The 14,300-nt window shown below is 55.8% G+C and carries 15 protein-coding genes; 10 read left to right on the top strand and 5 right to left on the bottom strand.

Going from position 1 to position 14,300, the window contains the following annotated elements; translation table 11 throughout:
- The 4 genes from ACZ1HV_RS20975 to ACZ1HV_RS20960 are packed head-to-tail and all read left to right on the top strand — an operon-like array spanning position 1 to position 4,132.
- The gene (locus ACZ1HV_RS20975) at positions 1–831 is read left to right on the top strand and encodes a carbohydrate ABC transporter permease (RefSeq protein WP_265683222.1); all 831 of its coding nucleotides are present in this window, start codon (positions 1–3) and stop codon (positions 829–831) included.
- Between the two features lie 11 nt (positions 832–842).
- Positions 843–1,847: an ABC transporter ATP-binding protein gene (locus ACZ1HV_RS20970; RefSeq protein ID WP_298821991.1), complete on the top strand. Its 1,005-nt coding sequence runs from the start codon at positions 843–845 to the stop codon at positions 1,845–1,847.
- Positions 1,844–2,617 carry an L-iditol 2-dehydrogenase gene (locus tag ACZ1HV_RS20965; protein WP_472716202.1) on the top strand — a complete coding sequence of 258 codons (774 nt, stop codon included), beginning with the start codon at positions 1,844–1,846 and terminating at the stop codon, positions 2,615–2,617. The genes ACZ1HV_RS20970 and ACZ1HV_RS20965 overlap by 4 nt, the downstream gene beginning before the upstream one ends.
- A 3-nt stretch (positions 2,618–2,620) precedes the next feature.
- Positions 2,621–4,132, top strand: coding sequence for a mannitol dehydrogenase family protein (locus ACZ1HV_RS20960; RefSeq protein WP_472716201.1), 1,512 nt, complete (start codon positions 2,621–2,623; stop codon positions 4,130–4,132).
- Between the two features lie 2 nt (positions 4,133–4,134).
- On the opposite strand, the gene ACZ1HV_RS20955 is transcribed toward ACZ1HV_RS20960, so the two are convergent.
- From ACZ1HV_RS20955 to ACZ1HV_RS20940, 4 genes are all read right to left on the bottom strand, one after another.
- A complete protein-coding gene (locus tag ACZ1HV_RS20955) occupies positions 4,135–4,950 on the bottom strand; it encodes a heme ABC transporter ATP-binding protein (RefSeq protein WP_472718479.1) in 816 nt (271 codons plus the stop codon).
- A gap of 52 nt (positions 4,951–5,002) precedes the next feature.
- The gene (locus ACZ1HV_RS20950; protein WP_472716200.1) at positions 5,003–6,139 is read right to left on the bottom strand and encodes a FecCD family ABC transporter permease; all 1,137 of its coding nucleotides are present in this window, start codon (positions 6,137–6,139) and stop codon (positions 5,003–5,005) included.
- 94 nt (positions 6,140–6,233) lie between these two features.
- Positions 6,234–7,043 (bottom strand): heme/hemin ABC transporter substrate-binding protein, encoded by an 810-nt coding sequence (locus ACZ1HV_RS20945; protein WP_472716199.1) that lies wholly within the window; start codon positions 7,041–7,043, stop codon positions 6,234–6,236.
- Complete coding sequence (locus ACZ1HV_RS20940; protein WP_472716198.1) at positions 7,040–8,128, bottom strand: hemin-degrading factor; 1,089 nt, start codon at positions 8,126–8,128, stop codon at positions 7,040–7,042. The genes ACZ1HV_RS20945 and ACZ1HV_RS20940 overlap by 4 nt, the downstream gene beginning before the upstream one ends.
- Before the next feature lie 266 nt (positions 8,129–8,394).
- Here ACZ1HV_RS20940 and ACZ1HV_RS20935 point away from each other — a divergent pair, with 266 nt between their 5' ends.
- The 6 genes from ACZ1HV_RS20935 (at position 8,395) to ACZ1HV_RS20910 (ending at position 13,577) form a co-directional block, all read left to right on the top strand.
- A complete protein-coding gene (locus tag ACZ1HV_RS20935) occupies positions 8,395–10,509 on the top strand; it encodes a TonB-dependent hemoglobin/transferrin/lactoferrin family receptor (protein WP_472716197.1) in 2,115 nt (704 codons plus the stop codon).
- A 74-nt stretch (positions 10,510–10,583) separates the two neighbouring features.
- The gene (locus tag ACZ1HV_RS20930) at positions 10,584–11,012 is read left to right on the top strand and encodes a hypothetical protein (RefSeq protein WP_472716196.1); all 429 of its coding nucleotides are present in this window, start codon (positions 10,584–10,586) and stop codon (positions 11,010–11,012) included.
- 10 nt (positions 11,013–11,022) lie between these two features.
- Positions 11,023–11,706 (top strand): MotA/TolQ/ExbB proton channel family protein, encoded by a 684-nt coding sequence (locus ACZ1HV_RS20925; protein WP_472716195.1) that lies wholly within the window; start codon positions 11,023–11,025, stop codon positions 11,704–11,706.
- Positions 11,696–12,082 (top strand): biopolymer transporter ExbD, encoded by a 387-nt coding sequence (locus ACZ1HV_RS20920; protein WP_472716194.1) that lies wholly within the window; start codon positions 11,696–11,698, stop codon positions 12,080–12,082. Before ACZ1HV_RS20925 ends, ACZ1HV_RS20920 begins: the two co-directional genes overlap by 11 nt.
- A complete protein-coding gene (locus ACZ1HV_RS20915) occupies positions 12,079–12,480 on the top strand; it encodes an ExbD/TolR family protein (protein ID WP_472716193.1) in 402 nt (133 codons plus the stop codon). The genes ACZ1HV_RS20920 and ACZ1HV_RS20915 overlap by 4 nt, the downstream gene beginning before the upstream one ends.
- On the top strand, positions 12,477–13,577 hold the full coding sequence (locus ACZ1HV_RS20910; RefSeq protein WP_472716192.1) for an energy transducer TonB family protein: 1,101 nt from the start codon (positions 12,477–12,479) through the stop codon (positions 13,575–13,577). Before ACZ1HV_RS20915 ends, ACZ1HV_RS20910 begins: the two co-directional genes overlap by 4 nt.
- Positions 13,578–13,588: 11 nt before the next feature.
- On the opposite strand, the gene ACZ1HV_RS20905 is transcribed toward ACZ1HV_RS20910, so the two are convergent.
- A complete protein-coding gene (locus ACZ1HV_RS20905; RefSeq protein WP_298822004.1) occupies positions 13,589–14,290 on the bottom strand; it encodes a GntR family transcriptional regulator in 702 nt (233 codons plus the stop codon).
- Positions 14,291–14,300: the final 10 nt, after the last annotated feature.

The raw sequence follows: 14,300 nt of genomic DNA, 5'->3' as shown, positions 1-14,300 counted from the left end.
ATGGCACGCTCTGTCACTACCCGCCGCAAGACGATCAACACTGCCGTCGCATGGGCAATCGGGTTTCTGATCTTCTTCCCGATCCTCTGGACCATCCTGACCAGCTTCAAGACAGAGGCTCAGGCGATCAACGACCCACCGCTGTTCCTTTTCTTCGACTGGACGCTGGAAAACTATGCGGTCGTCCAGGAAAGATCAGACTACATGCGCTTTCTCTGGAACTCGGTGATCATAGCCGGCGGTTCGACCGTACTCGGCCTTATGATCGCCATTCCGGCGGCATGGTCGATGGCCTTCGTGCCGTCCAAGCGCACCAAGGACATCCTGATGTGGATGCTGTCGACCAAGATGCTTCCGGCGGTCGGTGTACTTTATCCGATCTATCTCCTGTTCATCCAGCTGGGTCTTCTCGATACACGAACAGGTTTGACCATCGTGATGATGCTGATCAACCTGCCGATCATCGTCTGGATGCTCTACACCTACTTCAAGGAGATCCCGGGCGAAATTCTGGAAGCTGCGCGGATGGATGGCGCATCGCTGAAAGAGGAAATTCTCTACATCCTCACGCCGATGGCCATTCCCGGAATTGCCTCCACGATGCTGCTCAACTTCATCCTGGCCTGGAACGAAGCGTTCTGGACCTTGAACCTGACCGCCGCAAAAGCAGCGCCCCTCACCGCCTTCATTGCCAGCTATTCCAGCCCGGAAGGTCTTTTCTACGCCAAGCTGAGCGCAGCTTCGACCATGGCGATCGCACCCATCCTGATCCTCGGATGGTTCAGCCAGAAACAGCTGGTTCGCGGTCTCACCTTCGGCGCGGTTAAATAGGAGTTCCCAAGATGGGCCAGATAACTCTCAACCAAATCACCAAAAGCTTCGGCGATGTCCAGGTGATCCCTCCGTTAGACCTTCAGATCAACGATGGCGAGTTCGTCGTCTTCGTAGGGCCTTCAGGCTGCGGCAAGTCAACTCTCCTCAGGCTGATCGCCGGACTGGAGGACACGACATCGGGCGAAATCAACATCGATGGCAGGGATGCAACAGAGGTTCCGCCTGCCAAACGGGGACTTGCGATGGTGTTCCAGTCCTATGCGCTCTACCCTCATATGTCGGTGCGGAAGAACATCGCCTTTCCGCTTCGCATGGCCGGCCTCGACAAGGCCGCCCAGGACGCAAAGGTCGAGGCCGCAGCCAAGGTTCTTAACCTGACGGACTATCTGGAGCGCCGTCCGGGCCAGCTGTCCGGCGGCCAGAGACAACGTGTGGCAATCGGTCGGGCAATCGTCCGTGAGCCCGCGGCGTTTCTCTTCGACGAACCGCTTTCAAACCTCGACGCCGCACTGCGTGTCAACATGAGGCTTGAGATATCGGAACTTCACCAGTCGCTTGAAACCACGATGATCTATGTGACCCACGATCAGGTCGAGGCCATGACCATGGCAGACAAGATCGTCGTGTTGCAGGCAGGTGTCATCGAACAGGTCGGATCGCCGCTGGACCTTTATCACACCCCCAAGAACAAGTTCGTGGCGGGCTTTATCGGGTCCCCGAAGATGAACTTTCTGATGGGTGGCTATGCTGCGGAATTCGACGCGACCACCATCGGCGTTCGTCCGGAACATCTCAGTGTCTCGGCAACTGAAGGCAAATGGCAAGGCAAGGTCGGAGTATCGGAGCATCTGGGTTCAGACACTTTCCTTTATGTCGATATTGAAGGTCTTGATGAGCCCCTGACAGTGCGCTCTTCCGGCGAAGTCGCATTGCGGCACGGTGATATCGTTCATCTGACGCCCGATCCTGAGAAGATCCATCGCTTCGACAATCAGGGCCTGAGAATGGCATGAAACGACTTGATGGAAAATCTGCGCTGATTACGGGCGCCGCGCGTGGCATCGGCAAGTCATTTGCCGAACGCTACGTGGCGGAAGGTGCGACTGTCGCCATCGGCGACATCAATCTGGCCGGAGCCGAGGCGGCGGCACGTGATATCGGACCGAACGCCTATGCGGTCGAACTCGACATCACTGACCAGTCTTCCATTGACGCCGCCATTTCGTCGATTGAGGAGAAAACCGGCGGCCTCGACATTCTGGTCAACAACGCCGCCCTCTTCGATCTCGCACCGATTGTCGAGATTACAAGAGAAAGCTACGACCGGCTCTTCGGCATCAATGTCGCAGGAACACTCTTCACACTGCAAGCCGCCGCCAAATCCATGATCAGGCGTGGCAAGGGCGGCAAGATCATCAATATGGCAAGTCAGGCCGGCCGGCGCGGTGAACCGCTCGTGGGCATTTATTGCGCCACCAAGGCTGCCGTGATCAGTCTGACCCAATCCGCGGGCCTCGATCTCATCCGCCACGGCATCAACGTCAACGCGATCGCTCCAGGCGTCGTGGACGGAGAGCACTGGGACGGTGTCGATGCCCTCTTTGCAAAACATGAAGGACTGAAGCCGGGCGAAAAGAAGGCTTCCGTGGGTGCCGCAGTGCCTTTCGGCCGCATGGGCACGGCAGACGACCTCACCGGGATGGCGGTTTTCCTGGCAACACCTGATGCTGACTACATCGTCGCTCAAACCTACAACGTCGATGGCGGCAACTGGATGAGCTGACCAATGACACAAAAACTGAACAACACTGTGCTCTCATCCCTGCCGGAGAGGATCGGCCGTCCGACATATGACCGGGCCGATCTCACGGCAGGCATTCTCCATGTCGGCGTTGGCAATTTCCACCGAGCTCATCAAGCTGTTTACCTGGATAATCTCTTTCAGCTCGGCGAAGGCCACGACTGGGCAATCGTCGGTGCGGGCTTGAAACCTTATGACGAAGTCATGCGTGCCCGGCTCGCTGAACAGGATTGGCTGACGACAATAGTCGAACTGGAACCGGAAGGATTGAATGCCCGGGTATGCGGAGCGATGGTCGACTTTGTCGAAGTAGATCCTGTAGCGCTCATTGCGCGCCTAACCGATCCAGCCATACGTATCGTGTCTCTGACAATCACTGAAGGCGGGTATTTCGTTGACCCGAATACCGGTGGTTTCGATGCCGGGCATCCAGAAATTCTGGCCGATCTTCATGACCCAGCCAATCCGAAAACAGTCTTCGGCATTCTTGTCGCGGCGCTCTTGAAACGCAGGGATATCGGACTTGCGCCCTTCACGGTTATGAGCTGCGACAACCTTCCGGAAAACGGCCATGTGACAGAACAGGCGGTTGTTGGCTTTGCTGACGCGCTTTCTGCGGAAACAAGTACCTGGATCAGAGCCAACGTCGCGTTTCCAAGCGGAATGGTCGATTGCATTACTCCGGCGACAGGTGATCGCGAACGTCGCCTGGTTACAGAGACTTTCGATCTTGAAGATGCCGCCCCTGTTGTCTGCGAGCCCTTCCGGCAGTGGGTCCTGGAAGACAAATTTCCCGGCGGCCGGCCGCCGCTGGAAAAAGTCGGCGTCGAATTCGTTGAGGATGTCGCTCCCTATGAGCTCATGAAACTCCGGATATTGAACGGAGGTCACGCGGCCATAGCCTACCCGGCAGCATTGCTTGGCCACTATTTTGTCCACGACGCGATGAATGATCCGCTGATCCGAAATTATTTGCGCAAACTTGAGGAGGAGGAAGTGATCCCGACCGTTCCTCCTATTCAAGGGGTCAGTTTTCAGTCCTACCTGGAAACCGTGATGACCCGGTTTTCGAACCCGGCGGTTGGCGATACGATCCCCAGGCTTTGTTTCGACGGTTCCAACCGGCAGCCGAAATTCATCCTGCCGACGATCCAGGAACGCCTCGACAAGAAACAGTCCGTTGACGGGCTTGCCCTGGAAACCGCCCTTTGGTGCCGGTATTGCCTCGGTGAAGATGAAACCGGCAATAAAATCGAGCTGCAAGACGGCAATTCAGTTCTGCTGACAAGCTGGGCCGTAAGAGTGTTCAAACAGGGCGGAGAACCATTCGAAATGCCCGACCTGTTTGGTCCTCTTGGCAAGAACGCCAGCTTTTTGAGTGCGTTTGCAGAAGCCGTCGCTCAGATTGCAGCAATCGGTGTTGCCGACACACTTCTGAACTACATCGAAGGTGGTTCGGGCAAAGCAAGTCCCGAGCGGCGGATGCCGGCAGGCTGATATCACTCAGTGGGTTCCGCCAGTCTCGGGCGCGATCGGAAGCGTTCAGGTGTGACCAGAGGGTCCTCACCATTTTCGTTTGCAGTCATCTTTAACGGAAAATCGTATGCGGTCGACAAAAGCTCCGCTGTCATGACCTCTTCTCGACGTCCAAAGGCAAGGCCATATCCGTCTTTCATTACAAGAACCTTGTCTGCAAACGCGAGGGTTAGATTCAGGTCGTGCATGACGGTGACAACGCCGCCACCGCTGTCTGCATAGTCCCTGGCCAATTGCATGATTTGATACTGGTGTTTTATGTCGAGGCTGGACACAGGCTCGTCCAGAAACAGCCAGTGCGCAGGGCCGTCCATCGGGACTGGGTCCCACACCTGAACCAAGACTCTGGCGAGTTGGACGCGTTGCTGTTCTCCACCTGACAGGTCCTGATAGATCCGTCCTTCAAAGCCGTTCAATCCAACCTTGGCAAGGGCTTCTTTCACCCGCGGGCCGCGGTCAACACGCTCTGGCCGATGGCTGAGAAACCCGAGGCTGACGACTTCTGTGACGTTGAGAGGAAACGAGATCTGAGAATTTTGTGGCAGGACGCCCCGAAGATCGGCTTGGGCGCCGGGGCCCAATTCGCGGACCTGCCGTCCTGCAAGCTCGATCGACCCGCGATAAGCGCTTTCTCCCGTCATCGCTCTCATCAAGGTGGTCTTTCCGGACCCACTTGGGCCGATAATGGCGAGAACTTCGCCTGCCACTGCGCTAAACGAGACCTCTTTGACGATTTCGATCCGGCCTGCGTTCACGCCCACGCCCGAAATCAGAAGCAGTGTTTCCGTCTCAGGATCGGTGGAACGGTTCAAGAGTGTCATACGCAAACTTTCATGAAAAACCCATCAGTCCGCGTTTGCGCAACAAGATCCACAAAAAGAACGGGGCGCCGGCAAAAGCCGTGATGATGCCGATCGGCAATTCCGCAGGAGCAACGATGGTGCGGGCGAGCGTGTCGGCGGCAATCAGTAGTGCCGCACCCAAAAAGGCCGAGGCCGGCAGCAGGTAACGGTGGTCCGGACCAATGGTAAGCCTGAGAAGGTGAGGCACAACGATACCGACAAAGCCGATGCCACCACTGACGGCGACTGATGCGCCTGTGGCTCCGGCCACCATGAGGATACTCGCATTTTTAAGCCTCTGAACCCGGATCCCGATATGTCCTGCTGCTGCTTCTCCAAGGATAAGCGCATTGAGACCTCTGGCCAGGAATGGAACACAGACCAGCATCGCCAGGATTATGGGGGCCGCGGACGCAAGTTTGTTCCAGTTCGAACCGGCAAGAGACCCCAGACCCCAGAACTGCAAGTCTCGGAGCTGCTGGTCATCGGCCACGTAAACGAGCAGGCCCGTCATAGCGCCCGTCAGCGCGCCGAGAGCGATACCGGCGAGCAGCAGCGTCGCAACCGACGTGACCCCGCCTCGGGTGCCGATGCGATAAAGCAAAAGTGTTGTCATCAAGCCTCCGGCAAATGCTGCAAGAGGCAGTGCATAGATCCCCAGAAGGGTCATGACCGGTGACAGGACGGACCCGCCAAGAACGATGAACAATGCCGCACCGAACCCTGCCCCTGCCGATACGCCAACAATGCCAGGGTCCGCCAGCGGGTTGCGAAAGAGCCCTTGCATGACCGCACCGGATACCGCTAGTGCAGCGCCAACTAGAGCCCCCAGAAGAACACGCGGCAAGCGGATATCCATGACCACAATCCAGTCCCGTGGAGAAATGCCCTCCGGAATCCCGCGATCAGCACTCAACAGGGCAACTGACATTTTGGGGAGCATGTCCAGGATCGGAACGGCAATCGGACCGATCGCGAGACTTGCCACCATCACACCAAGGGTCGCCGCCGCGAGCAGAAGCGTTGCAGCCCTTGCCAGCGGCTCCCGGTCACCGGCCCTGAAGCCCATCGAGATGAATGAGCGGGGCTTTGCCAGAATTCTGCGCCGGGCAATTGCGTCATTCATTGCCACGCTCAATCTCGGTAGTCTGCCAGCTTTTGCGACAGCTCTCTGATCGCATCTGCGGTTCGTGGGCCAAAGCCAAGCAGGTATTGCCCCCTCATTCTGATAAGCCGATTATGCGTTGCTGCTGGTGTTTGGGCCAAGGCAGGATGCCCAAAAGCTCTTCCGGACTTGCCCCGTGGTCTCCTGCCCGCGTCATCATCAGAACAACATCCGGTGCGGCACTGACGATTGCCTCATCGCTCAATTGCTTATAGCCCGCAAAGTCGGAGACCGCATTCTCAGCCCCCACCAACGAAAGAATGCCATCGGCTTCCGTATTCACACCACCGGCCATGATCCGGCCACCTCGGGTCGACAGAATGAACAGAACGCGCATTCCTGAAGCTTTGCCCGAAGCGTTTTCTTGTGCAGCTTCAAGATCGGCAGCAATTTTCAGGGACAAGGCGTCCGCTTTTTCCGGAACACCAAGCGCTTTGCCAACAGCCTGAACCTTGCCGACGATGCCAGCGGCGGTAAACTCCTCCGGTATCGTCGCAATCGAGACACCGCTTGATTTGAGCACTTCAACCGCCTCTGGTGGTCCACTGCCTTCCAGCATCAGGATCAGGTCAGGATCGACAGACAGAACTCCTTCCGGTGACAATGCCCGGATGTACCCGACATTCGGCAAGTCGTTCACCTGATCCGGAAACACGCTTGTTGTATCCCTGGCGATCAGTCGGTTCTGTTCTCCAAGCGCATAGACAACCTCTGTCACCGACCCACCGACCGACACAACGCGGCTTGCATTGCCGCTTGAGGCACTATCAGCGAAAATATGTTTGCTCGGCGCGAACAGCGCCATGACGGTCAAGGCGACTGCTGCGACATAGCTGCACAGTTTTGAAAGCGAGTGCTTTTTCATTCCGCTGCTCCCAGGGTAAGTGACCGGTCTGACCTTGGGAGATTTTCAGCAAGACCTCGCCAATCCGAGCGCTCCGCATTGCCTTCCCCGCGCACACCGAAGAATTGGATGACCTGCCGGCCTTCCCTGTCGAAAGCCTCGACAGATGTCACGTGTCCGATATCCGCGGGTTTTCTGACGGCCCATATTTCGTGAATGTGGTCTGTTCTGAGATGGAGGTGAAAGGTCGGATCCATAACGTTGATCCATGGCCCCTTGTCGATGACCATATTGATGCGGCCAGAGTGAATCTGGATGCATCCGCGATTGCCGACGAAACACATGATCGGAATGGCTTCAGAGGCAGCAAGCCGCAAGAGCGCCGGCACAGAACCTCGATCAAGCGGCCAAGCCCATGCCTCCCCCACAAGCTCGAAAGCGCTAAGACGGTCGAGGTCCAGATCCCGCAGCATACCGTGGAACTGATGGGGATCCGTCATGGCCTGCCAGCGGTCCCGCAACACGCTGACGACACCCTCCGAAGGCTGCTTTCGGCAAAACGGTTCGGCTTGTCGAACTTCTGGAAGCAGACCCGGCGACTGGTTTTCAAGAAGGAGTGCCGTCACAAGCCGATCCCAGGCCTCAAGGTCGGTTGACGGTCGGGCGTGAATTTTTTGGACCGCGTCTCCGTGGGCGTCAAAAAATTGCAAGGAGCGGCGAACATCTTTTCCATCACTGCGCTCCACTGCAAATCCGTGAACCCAGTTTGACGGAAACATTCGAGTATCGATCTGCTCACCCAACATAAGTGCGGCACGCTTGCCGTTTATAAATTTGTCGAACGGACCGATTTTCTCATGCACGGCGCTTTCGTTTCGTGTGAGAGCCATGACTTCTCCCAGCTGCTTCAGTCCGGGAAATAGGACATCAAAATCGGGCGCGACCCGATGCGTTCCATGACCGACAAAACTTGCGACCAGTTCGGCTTCCGAGATGCCGATGTGATCAGCCAGGTCCCGATCACGCATCTTCGGATTTTGCTCGCGTGCCCACCTGACCTGATCGGCAGTTGGCTTGGTTTCGACAGTTTCCAAAACGGCATTCATGGCCTTGCCTTTGTTGATTTTGGAGTTGATGGCAGCAGGCGCCTAGGCGTTTCGTTGAATAGGTGCTTCCGATAACTCACTGAAAAAAAGTAGCAATCTGGAACCATTCTAAACGACGACAATTTCGAAGCGCCTGCAATCTTATACTTGACTCCTATACTCATGTTTCATATTGACCGCAATACCTGAGTCATTGACTCATGTTTAAAACGCTGTTTGAGAGGCGGCGAAATGGACGCGTTAACGCGCACTCTTGGAGAAATTTAATGGGGCTTAGCAACATCAATCACACCCTGCTAATGGGTGGAGTTGCTCTTTGGGTATTGACATTAAGTGGCTTGGCCGCCGCTCAGGACGTCACAACGGAAGTACCTGTCACGATTGTCACCGATCCGGAGACAGGCAATATCGTCACAAAGCTGCAACGCATCGTGGTTGGATCAGGTGTCGACAAGGTCGCTATCGACACGCCGCAAGCTGTTACCGTGCTTGATCAGGAAGCGATCGACGACGAACAGGCGATGACGATCGGAGATCTTTTTCGAGAGGTTCCAGGGGTTACGGTTGTGGGCAGCGACCGGATAGGTGGTCAATCCTTCAATATACGCGGCATCGGAGATCTCAGCGCTTCTGACGAGTCCAAGATCATCGTGACCGTGGATGGAGCCACCAAGTTCTTCGAACAATATCGTGTCGGCTCGTTCTTCTCCGACCCTGAACTTTACAAGCAGGTTGAAATTCTGCGCGGTCCGGCATCTTCAACGCTCTACGGCTCGGGTGCATTGGGAGGCGTGATCAATTTCACAACCAAAGACGCAAGCGATTTCCTGGAAACAGGAGAAACAGTCGCCGTCAATGTGAAAGGCATGTACGATTCCAACGGCGACGGTTTCCTGACTTCCGGCACCTTCGCCGGACGTATCGCCGAAAACACGGAAGTGCTTTTGAACGGCAACTTCCGGCGATCCGACGATTATCAGACAGGAGACGGTGACCTCATCGATGGCTCGGCATTTGACGCCTATTCCGGACTTGCCAAGGTCACGCATTATTTCGGAGACGCCAAGGAACAATCCGTTCGCCTGTCATATCAGCGCTGGCAGAGCTCTGCGGACGATACAGAGTATTCGCAAACCGGAACGCTTGGGTTTGGCGAAGTCGATCGCGATATCACCGATCAGACCGTTGTATTCCGATACAACAATCCAGCGTCTGACAATCCGTTTCTCGATCTGGACATCAACCTGTCATTCTCTGACACGACCGTTGATCAGGAAAATGCAACTTCAACAATCCCTTCCCAGCTATTTGAAGACAGCGAATATGGATATCGCACCTGGCAGGGCAAGATCGAAAACACGATCGAGCATTCAGGCAACGGTTTTGAGAATTTCCTGACATTCGGCACACAACTTTCACATCAGCAGCGTGTTGCTGACGCTGAAAGTGGCGCGATAGGCTTTCACCCTGAGGGAACGGACACAAAATTCGGCTTCTTCGTCCAAGACGAATTCATCTGGAATGAAAGGCTGACCATTATTCCGGGAGCAAGAGTTGATTTTGTCAACTTGTCACCAGACGGGTCCATCTCAGGTGCTTCTGAACAGAATGAAGTCGCATTCTCTCCCAAGCTTGCTGCACTTTACCGGTTTAACGACACATTCTCGATTTTCGGCTCCGTCGCCCATACGGAACGCGTGCCGACACTTGACGAGATGTTCTCAAGCTCAGGTGCGACACGTACCTATCCGGGTGGCCGCAATGCGAGCCTCAACCTTGAAAAAGAGCAATCGAATGCGGTCGAGGCCGGGGCATCGTTATCGTTCTTCGATGTCTTTCAGGATCAGGACGGATTGCAGATCAAGTCGACCGCTTTTTACAACGACCTGAAGGACCTTATCTCGACAAACCCGAATACCGGCCAAAACACCTCTGTACCCTATTACGTCAATATCGACGAAGCCGAAATCTGGGGGCTTGAGGTCGAGGCGGCCTATAATTCCAGATATGTCTTCAGCACATTGGCATACAGCCTCGTCAGGGGTGTTGATCAGGAGACGGGCAGCACACTGGATTCGATCCCGTCCGATACGCTTGCCATGACGATCGGTGGGCGCGTTCCTGCCTATGATGTCGAGTTTGGTTGGCGCGGCCTCTTCGCCGCGGGCATCGACAGCGGAGCGACAACGGGTCCGTTCCCGGGCTACGGCGTCCACGATGTCTTTGCGAACTGGAAACCCCGGGAAGGCCTGCTTGAGGGCTACGAGCTGCGTGCTGCAATCGAGAATATATTCGACAAGGACTACCAGAACAATCTGGCAGGAGACCCGGGTCGAGGCCGAACTTTCAAGCTGACAATGAACAAACAGTTCAGCTGGTAACGGCACGGAGCAGTCTCGCCGCCCGCCCTCATGGGCGGCGGGACTCAAAACAAAATTGTGCAGGAGTAAAGATTTTGAGGTTCATCCAGACGGTAGCAGCATTTGCAACTGTACTTCTGATGACGGGTGCGGCTCCCGCCCAGTCACAGGAAAAAGCACCTCACATCGCTCTTGAACTTAACAAGATAGAGGTCAGCGGCAACACCTGCCGGCTGTCCTTCGTCATGGAAAACCAGAGCGGTCAGGACCTTGATGTTGCTTCCTATGAAATCGTTGTTTTCGGAAAAGACAATGTCATCAACCAAATGTCCGTTTTTGATTTCGGAGCTCTTCCAAAGGCCAAGACCATCGTCCGTCAATTCGAGCTGTCGAACCTGACCTGTGAGGACACAGGCAAGTTGCTGATCAACGGACCTGCGGGCTGCAGCAAAGAAATTGCCTCCGGACATTGCACAGCACCGCTTTCGCTTCAGAGCCGGACAGGCGTCTCTCTCATCCAGTAGGAGCTCACACATGCTTTATGATCTGTACAATCATATTTCTGCGCTGCTCGCACTAGGCGGTCCTGTTGTTACCGTCATTGCCGGCCTTTCCGTGGTTGCCCTGGCGTTGATCATCGTAAAGATCGCAGAGTTTCAGCTATGCCGGATCGGAAACGCCCGGAACGCACGTGAGGCCGCCTCTTTGTGGCAGCAAGGCCGATTTGCCGATGCGGCAGCCTGCGTCGCTCAACCGAAAAGCGCGGCTGAAAAAGCACTACGAACCACGTTGACGCTCCTCGGACGCCGTACCGAAAAAACGGATATTGAAGAACAGGTCAGCGTACTGGCCCTGGGAGATCTGCATCATTTCTCAAAAGGAGTCAGAGCGCTGGAAGCAATTGCTCAGATCGCCCCTCTGATTGGACTCTTCGGGACGGTTCTTGGCATGATCGACGCATTCCAAGCACTCCAATCTGCAGGAAACAACGTGGATCCTTCCGCACTTGCAGGTGGCATCTGGGTTGCTTTGATGACAACGGCAGCTGGCCTCGGCGTCGCCATGCCGGTGTCTCTGGTCGTTACCTGGCTTGAAGCGCGGCTGGAAGCCGAACGTGTCGCCACAGAAACACTGACGTCTTCAGTGCTTTTGAAACAAAAGACGACCAGCAACAAAGCCGGCATTCAGCCCGGACAACAGCTTGCCTATGCACCTTGATCGCCCAGTCCGCAAACAAAAACCAATCTCCCTGACACCGCTGGTCGACGTCATTTTCCTACTTTTGCTGTTCTTCATGCTGTCCTCCACCTTCACAAGTTTCGGTCAGGTAAAAATTGGAGGTCCAGCAGGAAGCGGAGGTCAAGGCGCAGTTCCGCAAGCCCTGCTCGTTCTTGACCAGGAAAGACTGCGGCTCAACGGCAGCGAGATAGCAGAGACTGAACTTCGGGCAAAGGCACAGGCACTGCAGTCACGCGAAATCGACAGTTTGCTGGTGCTTGTGCGCGGCCAAACCACAACGCAGCAACTCGTGACCGTCATGGGTCAGCTCAACAATATTCAAGGGCTCGCAATAATAGTTGCAGGTCCAGAATGATCAGAGTTCGGCGAAACCCGCCCAAGCGTCCCTTGGAAACCACGATTTCCCTTATCAACATCGTGTTCTTGATGCTGATCTTCTTCCTGGTCGCGGGACAGTTGACACCGCTGCAAGATCCTGACGTCGTCCTGTCGGATACGAGGGGCTCGGATCCCTTGCCGCCCCCGGACGCCCTGTACGCGCGCGCGGATGGAACGCTGGTTTATCGTGAAACACCTGTGACCGTTGAAGATTATCTTGCAAACCATTTGACGGGGCGCGATGGAGAGCCAAAACAGGTCAAACTGGCGGCAGACAAAAACCTGGAGGCAGGAAAGCTGCTCCAGCACGTCAAGGCCCTTTATGGCGCGAGCGCTGACACCGTTGTCGTCGTCACCCGGACCGTCGACAAATGAAATCAATTCACCGACCGTTTTTTATCGCTGTCTTTTTGTCGCTTGTAGTCCACGTGATCGCCGCTGCTCTCACTATGAAAGATGCTCAGGTTCTCGAGCATGCGGGTGGCGGCGCCCTACAGCATGCAGTGCTGGGTGAAGCTGCCTTCAACACGATTGTCTCCGGCTCAGTCGAACAACTCTCGATTACCGTGCCGGTCGACGCAACAGCGACCCGACACCCGGTCAAGAGCGCAAAAAACAAGACTGCGAGGGTTGAGTCACGCACCCCATCGAAGAGCGAAGTCACAACACCGGTTGATCCGATCGTTACGGCCGTTGTTGTTCCAAGCCCTCAGACAGCCGTCAGTCTTCCAACCTCTCAGGCAAAAACCCTGGCCGTCACATCGCGCGCTCTCAACCCCGTGGAAATTGCGAAGACTGTCAACAGTCAAACCCAAACGCCCGCCCGAGACACCAAACAGGTATCAAAGATCACCCCTGCCCCGCACATCCCCTTGGAACCGAGCCAGGCACGGCCAATTCAAGTCCTTCCACAAGCAGCAAATACCCAAAGCGTGGCAATTGACCCTATGCCCGCCAAAAAACAGACTGCAATCGAGGCGGAGAATGCGCCAATTGTTGAACGATCCGAGGCAACACCCAGTCCACGTGTCAAACCGAGACCGCCGAACCGCGAGGTGGTCAAGACAAGCTCTAAGAAACCGGAAAAACAAGCACAGAAACCGCAAACCGCCAGCCGAAATGGTGCAGGCGGCAGTTCCAGTCGCACGGCTCAAAAAGGCGGATCGCAGCGAAAGGGCAAGGCCAAGTCAGCTGGCAATGCGGATACGACCAACTACCCGGCCAAGGTGCATCGGAAACTTTTGAGGTCTGTGCGGGCACCGCGTGGTGGCAGAAGGGCCCAAAGTGACGCCGTGGTTCGATTTACCGTTCAAAAGAACGGCGCTGTCACCGGCATTCAACTTGCGAAATCTTCGGGCTCGAAACCTTTCGACACTGCCGTCGTGAAAGCCGTGCAGCGCGCAGCACCGTTTCCACCCATCCCAGGGTCCCGAGCCTCATGGTCCTTTACCCTGCCGGTTGCCATGAGGTGACGCTGCCGGCGTCAGATCTCTGTCCGCATCCTATAGCCGGGGGCGAAAATCAGGCGAACATGGGTGATCGGCATATTTCCGGCCCACGTGATGCGCTCCATCGCAAAAAGGGCCGTTCCTGTGCCGGCATCCAGTTTGCGCGACAGGGTTTTGTCCGCATTGACTGCAAAAAAGGAAATGTCGCCATGGCTATAGGGTGCATTGTGGACCAGCCACTCGTTCGCACTAACCTCGTCAAAAGCCGTATCCCGTGCCTCCGGCGCTGCGTTCAGATTGATATAGCGTTCTTCATAGGAATAAGGCCTGTCATCAGCAAAATGCAGCGTTTTTAGGTAAAGAACATCTTCTCCAAGCGTTGCCTGAAACGCGCCATGCAACATGGGCGGCAGGGGGCGAAAGTCGCGTTCCAGAAGACTGTGGCGGTACGTCCTGCCCGTTGCCTCGACTTCCTCCCGAATGATCGGAATTGTCAGGGTCGCCCGTTGAGGCGGGTTGAGCGCGACACGTGTTCCCGCACGCCGCTTTCGCACAACAAGGCCGCTTTCCGCGAGGTCTCTCAGCGCTCGGTTGACCGTTGTCCGGGCACAGCCAAATTCCTCTGCAAGGTCTGCCTCATGCGGGATCTGCTCACCCGGCTGCCAGATCCGGCTATGAATGCGTCGCAACAGCTCCTTGCGAATGCCAGTCCAGGAATTTGTTTCACTCAACGTCAAGTCGTCATTC

This window comes from Roseibium sp. JB4-4, assembly GCF_055693425.1.
This window is presented reverse-complemented; position numbering and strand designations above follow the sequence as displayed.